Annotated in this window: 13 protein-coding genes and 1 tRNA gene; 5 read left to right on the top strand and 9 right to left on the bottom strand. The window is 65.1% G+C overall.

Translation table 11 applies throughout. The features are described from left to right. Positions 1–8 precede the first annotated feature (8 nt). The 3 genes from AC3WUM_RS11825 to AC3WUM_RS11815 are packed head-to-tail and all read right to left on the bottom strand — an operon-like array spanning position 9 to position 5,336. The gene (locus AC3WUM_RS11825; RefSeq protein WP_492410518.1) at positions 9–698 is read right to left on the bottom strand and encodes a tetratricopeptide repeat protein; all 690 of its coding nucleotides are present in this window, start codon (positions 696–698) and stop codon (positions 9–11) included. Further along, complete coding sequence (locus AC3WUM_RS11820; RefSeq protein WP_492410517.1) at positions 682–3,552, bottom strand: tetratricopeptide repeat protein; 2,871 nt, start codon at positions 3,550–3,552, stop codon at positions 682–684. The genes AC3WUM_RS11825 and AC3WUM_RS11820 overlap by 17 nt, the downstream gene beginning before the upstream one ends. Beyond that, positions 3,549–5,336, bottom strand: a complete 1,788-nt coding sequence (locus tag AC3WUM_RS11815) for a tetratricopeptide repeat protein (RefSeq protein ID WP_492410516.1) — start codon at positions 5,334–5,336, stop codon at positions 3,549–3,551. The genes AC3WUM_RS11820 and AC3WUM_RS11815 overlap by 4 nt, the downstream gene beginning before the upstream one ends. A gap of 482 nt (positions 5,337–5,818) precedes the next feature. Here AC3WUM_RS11815 and AC3WUM_RS11810 point away from each other — a divergent pair, with 482 nt between their 5' ends. Then, the gene (locus AC3WUM_RS11810) at positions 5,819–7,279 is read left to right on the top strand and encodes an OmpA family protein (RefSeq protein WP_492410515.1); all 1,461 of its coding nucleotides are present in this window, start codon (positions 5,819–5,821) and stop codon (positions 7,277–7,279) included. 205 nt (positions 7,280–7,484) lie between these two features. Here AC3WUM_RS11810 and AC3WUM_RS11805 read toward each other — a convergent pair whose 3' ends face one another. The 5 genes from AC3WUM_RS11805 to AC3WUM_RS11785 all read right to left on the bottom strand — a co-directional run bounded on the left by AC3WUM_RS11805 (position 7,485) and on the right by AC3WUM_RS11785 (position 11,310). Next, positions 7,485–8,651, bottom strand: a complete 1,167-nt coding sequence (locus tag AC3WUM_RS11805; RefSeq protein ID WP_492410514.1) for a CmpA/NrtA family ABC transporter substrate-binding protein — start codon at positions 8,649–8,651, stop codon at positions 7,485–7,487. Positions 8,652–8,662: 11 nt separating this feature from the next. Then, entirely contained in the window at positions 8,663–9,232 is a 570-nt protein-coding gene (locus AC3WUM_RS11800) for an ANTAR domain-containing response regulator (RefSeq protein ID WP_492410513.1), read from the bottom strand. A 207-nt stretch (positions 9,233–9,439) separates the two neighbouring features. Beyond that, the gene (locus AC3WUM_RS11795; RefSeq protein ID WP_492410512.1) at positions 9,440–10,204 is read right to left on the bottom strand and encodes an ABC transporter substrate-binding protein; all 765 of its coding nucleotides are present in this window, start codon (positions 10,202–10,204) and stop codon (positions 9,440–9,442) included. 5 nt (positions 10,205–10,209) lie between these two features. Further along, a complete protein-coding gene (locus AC3WUM_RS11790; RefSeq protein ID WP_492410511.1) occupies positions 10,210–10,653 on the bottom strand; it encodes an SRPBCC family protein in 444 nt (147 codons plus the stop codon). Positions 10,654–10,713: 60 nt separating this feature from the next. After that, complete coding sequence (locus tag AC3WUM_RS11785; RefSeq protein ID WP_492410510.1) at positions 10,714–11,310, bottom strand: NUDIX hydrolase; 597 nt, start codon at positions 11,308–11,310, stop codon at positions 10,714–10,716. 186 nt (positions 11,311–11,496) lie between these two features. Between AC3WUM_RS11785 and AC3WUM_RS11780 the strand changes: the two genes are divergently transcribed. Both AC3WUM_RS11780 and AC3WUM_RS11775 read left to right on the top strand, forming a co-directional pair. Further along, positions 11,497–12,318, top strand: a complete 822-nt coding sequence (locus AC3WUM_RS11780; RefSeq protein WP_492410509.1) for a hypothetical protein — start codon at positions 11,497–11,499, stop codon at positions 12,316–12,318. A 58-nt stretch (positions 12,319–12,376) separates the two neighbouring features. After that, a tRNA-Leu gene (locus tag AC3WUM_RS11775) sits at positions 12,377–12,464 on the top strand. Positions 12,465–13,075: 611 nt separating this feature from the next. Here the strand turns inward: AC3WUM_RS11775 and AC3WUM_RS11770 are convergent. Next, entirely contained in the window at positions 13,076–13,453 is a 378-nt protein-coding gene (locus AC3WUM_RS11770) for a response regulator (protein ID WP_492410508.1), read from the bottom strand. 568 nt (positions 13,454–14,021) lie between these two features. Between AC3WUM_RS11770 and AC3WUM_RS11765 the strand changes: the two genes are divergently transcribed. Together AC3WUM_RS11765 and queA are read left to right on the top strand one after the other, a co-directional pair. Next, positions 14,022–14,180: a DUF3309 family protein gene (locus AC3WUM_RS11765; RefSeq protein WP_492410507.1), complete on the top strand. Its 159-nt coding sequence runs from the start codon at positions 14,022–14,024 to the stop codon at positions 14,178–14,180. 199 nt (positions 14,181–14,379) lie between these two features. Beyond that, positions 14,380–15,420 (top strand): tRNA preQ1(34) S-adenosylmethionine ribosyltransferase-isomerase QueA, encoded by a 1,041-nt coding sequence (gene queA, locus AC3WUM_RS11760; RefSeq protein ID WP_492410506.1) that lies wholly within the window; start codon positions 14,380–14,382, stop codon positions 15,418–15,420. Positions 15,421–15,423 lie beyond the last annotated feature (3 nt).

Here is a 15,423-nt window from a genome sequence, read left to right as displayed (position 1 = left end):
CGCGGGCCTCATCGCGCCGACTCCGTCGAAGCGGACGCGGTGCGCGTCGTCGCGCTGTCTTCGAGCTCCTTGATCCAGACGCTGACCATCAGGTTCTGGTTCTTCGGTCCGGCGATGCGCTGGTATTCGCGATACGCGGCGAGCGCGTTCTGCGGCTGGCGCAGCGACACGTCGTAGAGGATGCCGAGGTTGAGCTGGGCCGGCGCGTAGTCGGGCTTGGCCTTGATCGCTTTCTGGTAGGCCTCTTCGGCGCGCCTGAAATCGCCGTTTTCACGATAGAGCGAGCCGAGCCAGTTCAGTGCGACCGCGTTGTCCGGGTTCGCCGTGCTGGCCCTGGCGAAGCTGTCGAGCGCCTGCGAACGCTGCTTGCCTTGCGCGTAGAGGATGCCGAGCGCGGTCAGCGGGCCCGAGAAGGCGGGGAAGTCCTTCGACAGCGAGACGAGCGCGGTCTGGGCCTCGGCCTGCTTGTGCTCGCGCATGAGCTGCAGGGCCTGCTTGAAGCGGCGATCGGCTTCGACCCTGTCGGTCGACGACGCGGCGGTCGACGACGACGCGCTGCTCGTCGCGACCGGCGTCGGGCTCTTGCCGCCGACGCTGTTGCGCGCCGGTTGTCGCGGGGCCGTGCCGCAAGCGGCGAGCGCAAGGACGAGCAGCGCGACCGCGCCGCGGTTGGCATGGGAGTTAGAGAAGGGAGTCATAAACGGTATCGCGCTGATCCTGCTTGCCGTACTTGGCGGGTGCGAGCTCCACCAGAGCTTTCGCGCTCTGGCGAATCCAGTCGTTCCACAAACCCTGCTGCAGCCGGGCCAGGTTGGCCTCGTAGGCCTTGATGGCCTTCTCCTCGAACGGGAAGGCCTGCTCTTCGAGCAGGATGTTGTACTGCTCGAGCGCGTCGCCGTTGAGATTCGACGGACGGCTCGACTTGATGATGGCCTGGCCGAATTCGCGATAGACGCTGCCGAGTTCGTAGGTCGCGGCCGTGGTGATGTCCGGGTCGCCGAAGCGCGCCGCGCGCGTGAGCGTGGCGATGGCGGTTTCGGTGGCCGCCATGCGCTCGGGCAGGCTCTTTTCGACCGGCAGGCTCAGCGCCACGCGCCGCGCCTGCTGCGCCTGGTCGCGGCCGATTTCGAGGCTCGCCTGCGCCGCCATTTTCTGCGTCTGCTGCGTGCGCGCGCCGCCGGCCGCCGCATCGGCGTTGACGATCTCCTGCAGCCAGCGCTGGTAGCCCGCGCGATCGTGCAGATCGTCGCGCGCCAGATCGGCGAGGCGGCGACGCGCCTGCATCGCCCGATCGAGCGGCTGCGGAAAGCTGCTCAGGTAGAACTCGTAGGACTGGTTCGTGAGCGCCGGCTGGCGGCTCTTGTCGTAGAGGCTCGCCGCGAGCCAGGCCGAGTCGCGACGCAGCGCCGGCGATTCGCTGTCGCGGCGCGCGATGCGCGAGTAGGCATCGGCGGCCGGGCTCCACTTCGAATCCTGCTCGTAGGCGTAGGCGAGCCGCTTGTCGACATCGGCGATCAGCGCGTGCTGCGGATAGCGGCTGCGGAAGGCTTCGAGCGTGCTTTCGGCGGACGGCCAGTCCTTGAGTTCGGCGAAGGCGACGGCAGCGTCGTAGTCGGCGTTTACGCGAATCGAGGAGGCCGGCGCCACCTGGCCGACGCGCAGGAAGGTGGCGGCCGCGAGCTTCAGGTCGCCCGCGGTGCGTGCCGCTTCGGCCTGCTTGTAGACCGAGGCGGCGAGCCGGTCGGTGACGGCGCCGCGCTGCGCATCGTTGGCGGGCATCGCATTGAGCAGCGAGCCGTAGGCGACTTCGGCCTGATCGAACTGCTTGAGCGAAAAGCGTGCATCGGCCAGCACCGACAGGCTGCGGCGGCGCTGCTCGTTGCTCGGCCTGGCATCGTCGGCGAGCACGCGAGCGGCGATGTCGATGGCTTTCTGATCGTCTCCGATCGTCAGCAGGTCTTCGGCGCTCTGCGTGAGCACGGCGTTGCGCTGTGCGTGCGCGGGCATCTTGTCGGCGAGCTGCAGCGAAGCCTCGACCGATTGCTTGAGCGCCGCGTCGCGCTGGGCGCTGCCGGCGTCGCGCGCCATGCGCTGATACACCTGCACGGCCGCGAACGCCGCTTCGGGTGCGCGCGCATTGTTCGGATACTCGTAGGCGGCCTTGGTGTACTCGGCCGCTGCCTGCTGCGGCTTGCCGCCGTCGAGCAGCGCATCGGCGTAGAGCACGTTGATCTGCGGCGTGCGTTCGTCGGCCGGAAACAGCTTCAGCGTGCGCTGATACCAGTCGGCCGCGGTCAGGAAGGATTTCTGTCGCGTGGCCGCTTCGGCTTCGGGCGTGCGCTGGGCGAGCGCCTGGTAGTGCCGCGCGATGTCGTCGTAATGGCCGCGCGTGGTCGCGAGCATGTCGGCGGAAGGCTTGCGCGTGGCCCAGTACGGGCTGTCCGGTGCGAACTCGCGTGCGTACTCCTCCTTGGCGAGCAGCACCTGGTCGCTGAACCCGCCGGCCTTGTAGGCCTCGATCGCGAGCGTCTGGAACTCGGGCGAAAGCTCGCTCTGCGGATGACGCTTGCGATACGCGGCGTAGAGGCCCGCCGCATCGGTGTAGCGCTGCTTCTTGAGCAGGTATTCGCCGGTGTCGCGAACCAGCACGGGCGCGTAGCGCGGCTCGCCGGCTTTCTCGAAGTAGCGATTCAGATTTTCCGCGCCGCCGAGTCCGACCACCGACAGGCTCGCCGCATGCAGCGTTTCCTTGACCGAAGCCTCGCGATTCTTCGGCACGCCCGCGAGCGCGGATTTTAGCTCGGTCGGCGAGCCGGCCGCGAAGTCGCGGTCGAGAATGCCGAGGAACACCGGCAGCGATTGCTCGTACTTGGCCTGCTGATAGAGCGCCCAGCCGTACTTGTATTCGGCGGTGTCGAAGTAGCGCGTGTCCTTGCCCTGCGCGATCACCTTGGCGTAAGCCGATTCGGCCTGGTCGTAATGGCCGCGCATGAACAGCTGCTCGGCCGCGCGGAACAGGCCGTCGCCGACGAGTGCCGATTGCGGGAAGCGTTCGCCGAGCTGCTGCAGGCTGCGGATCGAGGCGTCGTTGTTGCCGTCGAGCTGGTAGGCGCGCGCGAGCTGGTACAGCGCGCGATCGTTGCCGGGATCGTTCGGCGTCTCCGCGAGCAGCTGCTCGTAGATCTGGATCGCACGCTTGACGTCGCCGGGCTTGCCGTTGCCCGCATCGGAGCGCTGCACGCGCAGGTAGGCGGCGCGGCGCATCGCTTCGGCGCGCACCATCGGGTCGACGGCCGGCAGATCGAGGATGCGATCGTAATGTTCGAGCGCGACGCCGACGTCTGCCGGAATCGCCTCGGACATCTCGAGCCGCAGGATGCTCGGCGTCTTGACGACGAACCAGCCGTCGGAGTCGCGGCCGTTGTCGTTGGCGACGTCGCCGATGGTGGACGGGTTGTTGGCCGCCAACGTTGCGGTGGTCGTGAGCAGCGCGGCCGCGAACGCGGTGACGGTAAAGCCGGCGCCGCGAGGTTTGGGAAGAATGAGGTTCATTTTGCGCTGACCTGCAGCGGACGATCGTTGAGACGCGCGATCGCGAAATGAGCTTCGACGAGATAGCGTTCGGTCTGCTGCTTGATGCTCGTGATGTAGCGCGTGGCCGCGCGTTCGAGCACTGCGCGTTCATCGCGCTCGGCCGCGATCAGGCGATCTTCGAGCGCATCGATGCGCTGTTGCAGTGCGGCGTCGCCCGATTTCCTCACCACGCCTTCGCGGCGCGACATCGCCAGGCCGAGTTCGTGCAGCTGGTGCGCGGCCTCCAGGTGTTCGCGGAACTCCTCGTCCTCGGTGAGCCGCTCGAAATAGAAATTCGCCGGCGCATGCGGACGGTTCTTGAGCCACCAGCGTGGCGGCGGAAGATCCTTGAGCCACCACGACCAGCCGCTGCCGTCGGGGCTGTCGCTCTCGACGATCTTGCTCGCCATCTCGCCGCTGGCGATGTGCTCGAGCGCTTTTTCCAGGTGCCCGCGCGTGTTCTCGAGTTGCTCGACCGCGCGCTTGCCGTAGTCGCGCGCCTGCTCGTGCGCGCCCAGATGCTCGAATGCGTAGGGCAGGGCGAGCATCGCCTCCTGCACGGCCGCGTCGGTCGGGTCGCGGCCGACGAGTTCGGTCCACGGCACCAGCGCGCGGCGCAGATCGTCGGCGCGCTTGCCGGTGGCGACGCCCCAGGCATTGTTGAACGGCATCGCCTTGCGGGCGGTGCTGAGCTTTTCGGGTGCGCTGAGCGTGGTCTTGACCGATTGCGCGGTGAGCGGCGCGGTGCCGTCGGCCGCGTTGCCGCTCGGCGCGAGCATCGCCCAGCCCAGGCCGAGCAGCGCGGTGTTGGCATAGGGGCTCGCGCTGCGCACGCGCTTGAATGTGGTGGCGGCCAGATCGGGCTGCTTCATCCCGAGGAAGTAGTAGCCGAGCGTGGTGTTGGCCTGGTCGCGCAGCACCCAGGCTTCGGCGCTGTTGGCCTTTTCGCTGCCGATCTGCTCGAGCATCGGGATCGCGTCGGCGTTGCGGCCGGCATCGAGCGAGGCGGCGGCGGATCGGTACTTCGCGAGCACCGGCGAGGCGCTCGCATCGGCCGGCATGTTGTGGCGCAGACCGGCGATGCTGGCCTGCAGGCGCTGTTCGTAGTCGGCCGGCAGGCTGCCGCCGGCCGCGTCGCGCATCTGCATGATCTGCGAGGCCGCGGTGAAATAGCGTCCCGAATGGATCAGGTAATCGATCTGGCGCAGCGTGACATCGCCCGCCGCGTCGACGAGTTCGAGCGCGGGATCGCCGCCGAGGCTGCCCGGCTTGACGACGATGACGAGCGGCCGCCCGGCGGCTGGCGCTACGATGTTCTGCACCAGACGGGAGCGCAGGCGCGGCACGCCGGGGCGATCGTCGCCGCCGCGCGCCGCATAGTCGACGTAGAGCCGGTGCGAGCCCGGCGCGAGTTCGATCTGGGCGAGCGGGTGCAGGCTGTTCTCGTTGAGCGCGGCGGATTCGGCCGGCGAGTACGCGTAGCGGACCGGCTTGACCGCATCGATCTGGAACGTGACTTCGAGCACCTGCAGCTCGGCGACCTGGGAGCCGATGTAGACCGGCGTGAGTGCCTGCGCGGCCTGGGTGGAGGCGGGATCGAGTCGCGCGGCCAGGCGTTCGATATCGAGCGCCTCCATGACCAAGTCGTTGGCGACTTCGGCCGAGGCGCCGGCCTTGGCGGCCAGCAGCAGCGTGGTCAGCGCCATGAGCCCGCCGATGCGGCGAAACGCACGGATCGTGGTGGTATGACGTACGGTTTTCATCGTCCTGAGTGGCAGTCGGGGCTGGCTTCGTGAGCCAGCGAACCTGTCCATGAGCGGTGGCGGTGAGGCCATCGGCTCGTTGTATGGGACCGCCATTGGTCCGTCTGATCGAGGCCGGGAACCGCGCCAGCGCCGTCAGACTTGCTTCCTTCGAAGGACCAGAACGGACCCTCAGTTTCTGGCTGAGCAACCATCGTGCCAGTGACAGGGGTCCCTTCGGCGCGAGGTCCGGACGGTCGGCGCGGGCCGTTCCGGGAAAGTTCCTTCGAGCCGACGATTGGCAGAGATATTGCTATCCGATAACCTGAGTTTGCCGTCAGGCAGCTTGCTCACGGACCAACGACGGTCCGATTCAGACGATGACGTCCACCGAACGACTGCTTCAGGGTAGGTCGACCGGTGGATTTTTTTTGTCCGGAGGTCGCCGTGGAGCGAGTGCTTGGACCGCAGACCGAGAACGATAGATCTATAGAAGGGGCCGCATGAAAAAGTTTCGCTATGCCTTGTTGCCGCTGGTGGTCGCCACGACTTATGGAACCGCAGCGCATGCGGTCGATGACGATCGCATCTACATCGCCCCCATGGGCTCTTATGCGATCGCGGATAAGGATCGTCTGAACTCCGACGATGGCATCGGCGGGATGCTGGCGGTTGGGTTTCCGATGACGCCGGCCTTTGCGCTTGAATTGCGAGGGGGATATCTCGACTACGGTAAGCGTGACTTCTGCAGCGGTGCGTTGGGCAATCTCTGCGAAAACAAAAAAGACGATGTGTGGGGTGTGGGTGGCGGCGTGAACTGGTACTTGGCTGGATCCACCTTGGGGCCATATCTGCATGCAGACGTTATGGGCGGTGATCAAGTGCAGTTCAACGCGGGACTGGGCTGGGACTTTCCGTTGTTCGATACCTTCAGCATTCGGGCGGAGGCCCTTTATCACGTTCAGAAACCAGAAGAAAACGACACGCGAAATTCTGATTTCCACGAGCCGCTGTTCAACCTCGGCGTCCGCATTCCGCTCGGCGCCAAGCCGGTCGCACCGCCGCCGCCTCCGCCGCCTCCGGTCGCCGTGGTGCCCGCACCGCCGCCGCCGGTCTGCAGTGACGGCATCGACAACGATGGCGATGGCGCGATCGACTTCCCGGCCGACAAGGGATGCACCGACGCCAACGACATGGACGAGTACAACCCGATCTGCAAGGCGCCCGGACCGGGCGAGCCGATGACGCTCGAGGGCTGCGCGGTCGGCGACACCATCGTGCTGCAGGGCGTGACTTTCGAGTTCGACAAGGCGCGGCTCACGCCGAACGCCAAGATCATTCTCGACGGCGTCGCCGGCGCACTCGAGAAGCGCCCCGACATCAAGGTCGAGATCGGTGGCCACACCGACTCCAAGGGTTCGGATGCGTACAACCTGAGCCTGTCGGACAAGCGCTCGAAGTCGGTCAAGGACTATCTGGTCTCCAAGGGCGTCGCGGGCGATCGCATGACCACGCATGGCTACGGTGAGTCCATGCCGGTGGCGGACAACAACTCCGATGAAGGTCGCGAGCTGAACCGTCGAGTCGAACTCAAGGTGACCGAGTCCACCGGTGGCGGCGTGACGGTCGCTCCGACCGAGGCTACCGCCGAGTTCGCCAAGCCGATGGCGACCACGCCGGTTGCCGAGCCCGCTCCGGCCCCGGCGCCCGCGCCAGTCGCCGGCGGCACGACGGTGATCCTCAAGGATTACGCCTATTCGCCGGCTTCGCTGACGGTGCCGGTCGGTGCCACGGTGACCTGGAAGAACGAGGATGGGTCGAACCACTTCGTGAACTTTGCCGGTGAATCGAGCGGTCGCCTGAAGGAAGGCGCCACTTACACCAAGACCTTCACCTCGCCGGGCGTTTACGAGTATGCCTGCCAGCTGCATCCGCAAATGAAAGGCACGGTCGTCGTCCAGTAAGCGACGACCTGCTGCTCACAAAAATCAGTCAGCCGATCCTGAGATTCCGCCGGTCTGAATAAGACCGGCGGCTTTTTGTTGTCCGCAGCAAGCTCGGGCAATAAAAAAAGCCGGCTCGTGCCGGCATGATTGCGGTTGCTGCGATGCGAAGTAGCGCGGGCCTTTCGACATGAATCGCCGATCAAACCGATCGGCGATTCATGTTTCAGCGACCCTCGAAATGCTGACCGTCGAAAAAGCGATCCGGGCCCATCGTGATGCCGCCGTCCGCGTTGCCGAGCTTCCAGCTGCGTGCGTGATCGCCTTCGCTCTTGAAATCCTGGGCCGGGCAGGGCTCGCCGACCAGTGCGGCTGCGGCGCGATACAGATCCGGTCGATAGCTGGCCGATGCGACGGCGGCCGCATCGATGTCGCTCGGGGCCTGTTGCCAGCGGATCATCTGCTGGATGAACCAGAGCGCGTGCGAAGTCCACGGAAAGTTCGCGGCGCCTTCATGGAATACCAGTCCGCGCCCGAGCGGATGTCCACTCGATCGTGCCTGCAGCGCTTCGTGCACGACTTCGGGCGGGGCCTCGAGTGCATGGCTTTCGACGACGATGCGGGCCGCCTCGGCCCGATTCTCGGTGCGATCGAGCCAGCGCGCGGTTTCGATCAGCGCTGCGATCAGCGCCAGATGCGTGTTCGGATTCTGGTGGGCCCAACTATGGGTCACGCCGAGCACCTTTTCAGGGCTGTTGTTCCAGATCTGATACTTGCGCACGACGACGCGGCCGATGCCGTCGGCCTGCGCGACCTCGCTCCACGGAGCGCCGACGCAGAAGCCGTCGATGCTGCCTTCGCGCAGCGACTTGACCATTTGCGGAGGCGGCACCACCGACAGGTTCAGATCGCGATCGGGGTCGATGCCGCAACCGGCCAGCCAGTAGCGCAACTCGTAGTTGTGGGTGGAGAACGGAAACACGTGCGCGAATACGCGCGGCGAGGCGCCAGCCGCGCGGTCGGTTTCGAGCACGCTCTTGAGTCGGTTGCCGACTTCGCGAGGCGTGATCGTGTCGAGCTGCATCTGCCAGAACAGCGATTCGGAAATGGTGATCGCGTTGCCGTTGAGATTGAGCGAGAGCGCGGTGAGCATCGGCACGCGCACGCCATCGATGCCGGCGGTCGCGGCGATGGGCATCGGTGCGAGCATGTGCGCCGCGTCGAGCAGGCCGGCGGCGACCTTGTCGCGGATGTTGGCCCACGAGGCCTCGACCGACAGCTCGACCCGGAGCCCATGGGCGTCGAAGAAGCCTTTTTCACGTGCGATGATCAGCGGTGCTGCGTCGACCAGCGGCACCAGCCCGATCTTCAGTTCTGTTTTTTCGAGTGGCATGGCGTGTTTCACTAGAGGAGCTCGGCTGCCGCGATCAGGGCGCGTGCGGCTTCGCCAAGCTTGAGATTGCGGTCCATCGCCATGCGCCGCAATAGTTCATAGGCGCTGTTTTCGTCCAGATTGCGGCGCTTCATGAGCAGACCCTTGGCTTTTTCGATATCACGCCGGTCGGCCAGCTTGCTCTTGGTTTCTTCGAGCTCGTTGCGCAGTGCTTGAAACTCTTCGAAACGGGCGATGGCCACGTCGAGAATGGGCTTGAGCCGTGAGGCGTTGAGCCCATCGACCACATACGACGTGACGCCGGCCTGCAGTGCCTTCTTGATGGTGTCGGGCGCACCGGTATGCGCGAACAGCACGATAGGCCGCGGGCGATCCCGTGTGACCTGTCCGAGCGATTCGAGCGTGTCGCGGCTCGGTGAATCGACGTCGATCAGGATGACGTCGGGCTGGTGACGGCGCACGGCCACCGACAAATCGGCGGCCGAGGTAATGGCGCCGACGACTTCGTGTTCGAGCGAGCGCAGCGACGCTTCGATAGCGGCGCGACGCGCTGGATCATCGTCGACGAGCATCACGCGCATGAGCGGTATCTGCCTGAGAACATAGGTGGATCCCTGAGGTCGCCAGTTGCTGGCGAACCACTTCGTTATAAGTCCTGTTGCAACGGGTTCCCTACCGCAGCATTCGTGCCATCGGCAGGCCCATCGAGACCCTCGATAAGCGTGTGGACTCAGGGATTTGGCGGGTTGTTCAGGCTTGTGCAAAAAGCCGCGGAAAGCGCGAATTTCTTACGCTCGGAATGCGGAAATGATCTTGCGCAATTCGGCGTAGCCCTGCACGAGTCGCGGACCCGGACGGCCCAGGAAGGCCTCGCTGATCGCATGCACGCGGCCATGCACCAAAGCCGGCCAGTGACGCGCCTCTTCACGACGCAGCACCACGTCGGCGCGATATTTTTCGAGCTGCACGCCGCACCAGGACATCACCACCGCGTCGGCCTGACGCGCTTCTTCGGCGTGATCGACAGTGACGCTCTTGGCTTCGAGATCGGCCCAGGGATTGCAGCCTCCGGCGAGTTCGATGATGTCGGTCACCCAGGATTGCCGGGCGGGCACGATGACCGGCTTGGGCCACCATTCGACCGCAATGCGCGGACGCCGCGTACCCGCTTCGACGCGCGGCATCTGCTCGCGCATCCGCGCGATCAGATCGGCCCCGCGCGCCTCGATGCCGAGCGCCGAGGCGATCGTGGCGATGCTCGCGTAAACGTCTTCGAGGCTCAGCGGATCGATCGTGATCGTGCGCAATCCGAGCGCCTGCAACTCGGAGACGATGCGCTCGTGCCCGGGCACCGTGAGCGAGGTCAGCACGAGATCGGGCGCCAGGTCCGCGACGATATTCGTATCGAGATCGAGATCGCGCCCCGGCTTGGGCAGCGCGGCGACGACATCGGGCGGATGGTCGGAATCGGCATCGACGCCGACCAGGCAAGCGCCGGCTCCGAGCGCGCAGACGATCTCGGTGTTCGAACAGGTGTGGCTGAAGACGCGCATCGCGTTCAGCCGTGACCGCTCATGAGCCGATCGACCGCCCGGTTCACCCCGCGCAACCAGGCGGTGTGCATGACGCCCGAAACGAAGTTGCCGAACAGCGGCCAGTGACAATCGAAGGCGATGTCGTAGTCGAGCTGGGTGCCGCCCGGCACCTCGGAAAAGCGCATGCGACCGACATGGTTCTTGAACGGTCCGCCGCGCGTGACCCGATATTCGATCGCGCTGTCGGGCGTGATCTCGGTGATGGTTTCCTCGAAGCGAACGAGCCCGACCTTGATTTCGCGAACCGAGCCGACGCCGTCGGCGTCGCCGTCCGGAGCGGCTTTGATCCAGCGGCATTGCGCCGGCCACCAGAGCCGGCCGAAATTGTCGTGCTTCGCGAAGTAGGCGAACACGCGGGCGCGCGGCAGCGCGAAGAAATGCTGGAGCCGGATGAGCTGCTGGGTCATTCGCAAGAATGTGCCGCTGCTTTGGCGATCACTCAATGGCCTCCCGGCGTCCGCACCTTGTCAGGGAGACAAATCGTCGCCGGTGCTCACTTCGCGATCCTTCGGATTGCGCGGCTTGTGCACCAGATCGAGCGCGTGAATTTCGAAGTGCCCCTTGGCGCGGTCGGCGAAGAAGAACTTGAGGCCGTGATGAATGTTCGGAAACGCGAGCTCGTCCCATGGAATCTCATGCTCGGCGAACAGATGGGTTTCGCTACTCTCGGGCGTCGGCGCGTGATGGGCGCTGCGCATGCGCCCGCGATGGATCATGAAGACCTGCGACACGTAAGGCACGCTGATGACGGCGACGAGCGGACCGACATCGACGTCGGCTTCGGACTCCTCGCGCGCCTCGCGTCCGGCGCCTTCGGCGGTGGTTTCGCCGAGCTCCATGAAGCCGGACGGAAACGTCCACAGGCCGAGTCGCGGCTCGATGTTGCGCCGGCATAGCAGGATGCGTCCGTCCTCCCATTCGGGAATCACGCCGACGATCACGCGCGGATTGAAGTACTGCACGTGGTCGCAGTTGGGGCAGACATGCCGAGGCAGGTGATCGCCTTCGGGCACGCGAAAATCCACCTTGTGGCCGCAGAGGTTGCAGAAATGAGCGGTCATCATGGGGCTGAGCGTCTGGGATGAGGTGCCATGGCAGTCTATTGTGCATGAGGCACCGCATCGGAGCCCGCCGAGCACACTTTCGGGCTTGCACGCGTATGGTGCGGTGCGCGCCGGGCTGACATTAGAATCGCCCGATCCGCCTCGAGCGGAGCACAAGGACACCAGAGTCCACACAGGGAGGAGAACATGCCGAAAACCGTTGCCGGTCTGACTTTGCTGGCCTTGCTCGCGACACCGCTGGCGTCACTGGCGCAAGACGCTCAAGTCACGCCTGCCGAGGAGGCCCCCTCGACCGAGGCGCCGGCCGAAGAGGCCGCGCCAGCGACCGACAGTGTCGACTCGGCCTCCAGCCCCGATGCGTCGATGGAGGCGACGGGCTCGGAAGCTTCCGATTCGTCCGGCGAAGCCAGCGCCGACTCGACCGAGACGATCGACGCGGGCAGCTCGGCCGACAGCTACGACTCCGCAGGATCGGGGGGCGACGAGCCGGCCTCGGAGTCGATCGACGAAGAAGAGCCCCCGAACCTCTACGTCGGCATCGATCGCGTAGAGGCCAAGATCGATTTGTCGGATGACGGCATCGAAGAGCGCTTCGGCACCGACGAACTCGACGGCGGTTTCTACCGTGGTCGTCTCGGCTGGCGCTTGATTCCCGGCATCGCCATCGAAGGCGTCGTCGGATTTGCGCCGGACAAGGCCAAGGCGGTCGACGAATTCGAGATGAAGAAGTTCTACGGCGCCTACATCGTGCCGACCGGAACCGTGCTCGACGTGCTCGAGATCTCGGCTCGCTTCGGCTACTCGTGGTCCTCGGCCGAAGCCGAGAACGGAGCGGAGAAGAGCTTCAGCGGCGTCAGCTACGGCGCCGAGTTGCTGTTTCCGATTCGCGTGATCTCGAAGTCGCTGCCCAATCTGCGCCTGACCGCCGGCGGCACCGTGTTCTATCAGGACCGCGACGCCCGCACGATGGCCTGGCACTATGGCCTGCGCTACGACTTTCGCATCTGATCACCAGTGGCCGCATGCATTGCTGCGCCTGTGCCCCGCGAGTATTATCGCGCCCCTTGCCTGGGTGGCGGAATCGGTAGACGCAGCGGACTCAAAATCCGCCGAGGTAGCCCCTCGTGAGAGTTCGAGTCTCTCCCTAGGCACCAGCTGAAGCTTTCACGAACGTTCACTGGCGTTCATGGAAGCTAGATAAGGCCCCGTTTCGACGGGGCTTTTTCGTTTCTGGTCCTTTAGCGTCATCTCGGGCAAGCTCGCAGTCGATACGCGTTGAAGAGCGTCGAGTGGTCCATGTCGACGCGCAGCTGGGCTCGACGCGGCGCGCTCTCCGCTTCCCGGATTTTGCGATCGTTGATCTTCAAACGTCGAAGCGCGGGAGGCTCGCGTCGAAAGCCTAGAGATTGGCGCTGACGATCGTGTGACGAGGCCTATTCGCATCGAGAAACTGTTGGCTCGAATTCACGCGCGCCGACGGCGGACTTCCTTCATGCACAAAGCGATTTTTGCTGCTGAGGGCCGCTGATTCTCCCGTTCCGCCCGTCAGGCGGAAATTGGCGGTTGGAACGAACAATTCTGAAAGCTCGGCCTCAGCCTCGCGACAGCGACCCTCCCTGATCATGTGCCTGCCCGCTCGTCATTGCGGGCATTCTCAACAGAGAACTCGGCCCGCCATGTTCCCCAGCTTGGCGGGCTTTTTTTGCGCATCCAGTTCGACGTTCCCTGCCGTAGGGGAGGACCGGCGGATCGCCTTTGCTCTGTTTCAGCCAGCCTGCCGTTGCGCTTTCTTGATGAAGGCTGCGATCTGTCTTTCGAACTCGTCTTTGCTGACGAAGCTGTCGGCGCCCGCGGCGGCTGCGTGTTCGCGGCGCTCGACGTCGTCGTGGTAGCTGGCGATGACGATCATGGGGGGCTGATGCTGAGCCTTGATCAGGCGGGTGGCCTGCAGCCCTCCCATTCCAGGCATGTCGAGATCCATGATGACGAGGTCTGGGCAGAGCTCTTCGGCCAGGCGGACGCCGTTGAATCCGTCGTATCCCCAGCCGATCACCTCGACGTCGTCCAGGGATGAGAGTAGGCGCAACGAGAGGGCCAAAAACGCCTGATTATCGTCGACCAATAGGATCTGCAGCGGCTTCATCGTCTGTTCCCTGAGACAACGCGGCCTTGTACTTCCATGGTGCAAGGCGGCAAAACGGCACGTGCTTCAAGGAGCAATCCGAAGTGCCGCGGCCGTTTCACGGTGAGGCCGTTACGGTTGCCACAAGCTCAGCGATGATTCCCATTCGCGATACGACAGCATGCCCATAGCGAATGTAGGCGCCAAGCCGTAACGACGGACCGCCCGCGGGAATTCGACTAGCGGCTATCTGCGCGGGATCAACGGTTGGACGCCGTCGCAGGCCAGTCGGGATCGTGCTCTAACACGGGCAGCCGTGCCGGGAGGCGAGTGGGGCGCTCATGTAACGAAAGGGGCAAAAAGAAGCCCCCAAGAAGGGGGCCAAGGTGCGAGAAGGGCGCGTGGCCCTTCTGGAGGAGACCGGTGATGTCTCGGAGCGGAGCTCAACGAGTCATGTTGCGGTGCAGTATATAGAAACTTACTGAAAGGTAAATAGCCTCGGGGATGGCGATCGCCGAAGTCCACACGAGACGCGCCCATTGTTCAGCCTCGTCGGTGCACGCTGGAGTACCCACCAAGGAGGCCTGCCATGACACTCGGAACCATTCTGCTGATCATCCTGCTGCTCGCACTGCTCGGTGTGCTGCCGGTGTTTCCGCACAGCCGCAGTTGGGGCTACGGTCCGTCCGGCGGCGTGCTCGCGGCGGTCATCATCGTGGCAGTGCTGGTGTTCGGCGGCTTCGTCTGAGCGGACGCGGTTTTCGTTTCGCGGCCTGCCGAATGACAGCGTCCGGGACTGAATGCAGGCTCCGTGTCATTGATCGGAGCCGCGTTCAGGACTGTCACAGCCGGTTTGCCCGCTTCGGTGCAGACGCTCTGGCGCCGCCCATCGAGCGATATCCGGGCTGAAGCCGGCGGGGCGCGCTGTGTAAACTGCGCGCCTTCTTATGCGCCGCTCCGATTTCAACTACGAACTTCCTGCCGAACTGATCGCCCAGTTTCCGGCCGAGAGGCGCAGTGCCAGCCGCCTGCTGGAACTTGCTCCCGACGGTGCAGTGGCCGATCGGCAGATGCGTGATTTCGCCTCGCTGATCGAGCCGGGCGATCTGCTGATCTTCAACGACACGCGCGTCATTCCGGCCCGCCTGTTCGGACGCAAGCCGACGGGTGGTCGGGTGGAGATTCTGGTCGAGCGGCTGCTCGGCGAGCGCGAGGCGCTGGCGCAGGTGGGCGCGTCGAAAACGCCCAAGCCGGGCGGTGAGATTCTGATCGACCTGGCGGAAGGCGAAGAGCCTGCGGTGCTCGTGATGATCGATCGGCAGGACGACATGTTCCGCCTGCAGCTGCGGTCGGCCGGCAGCTTCGAGGCCCTGATGGAACGCGTCGGACGCTTGCCGCTGCCGCCGTACATCGAACATGCGCCGGGCGGTTTCGACGCCGAGCGCTACCAGACCGTGTTCGCGGCAAAGCCCGGTGCCGTTGCCGCGCCGACGGCCGGGCTGCATTTCGACGACAGCCTGCTCGCGGACTTGAATGTGCGCGGCGTGCGCACAGCGACACTGACGTTGCACGTCGGCGCGGGCACGTTCCAGCCGCTGCGGGTCGACGACGTCTCCGAGCATCGCATGCATGCGGAGCGCTACGACATTTCGCCGGAACTCTGCGAGGCGATCGCCGAGACGAAGGCGCAGGGTGGTCGCGTGGTCGCCGTCGGAACCACGGTGACGCGTGCGCTCGAATCGGCCGCGGCGACGGGTACGCTGCAGTCCGGTGCGGGCGAGACACGGCTGTTCATTACGCCGGGCTACCGCTTCAAGGTCGTCGATCGCCTGCTGACCAATTTCCACCTGCCCGAAAGCACGCTGCTCATGCTCGTGAGCGCCTTCGCGGGCTACGAACGCATCATGGCCGCCTATCGGCACGCGGTGCAGCAGCGCTACCGATTCTTCAGCTACGGCGACGCCATGCTGCTGACCCGGGAAGGCTAGAAT

It is taken from the genome of Hydrocarboniphaga sp. FW305-C-57 (genome assembly GCF_058783045.1).
This window is presented reverse-complemented; position numbering and strand designations above follow the sequence as displayed.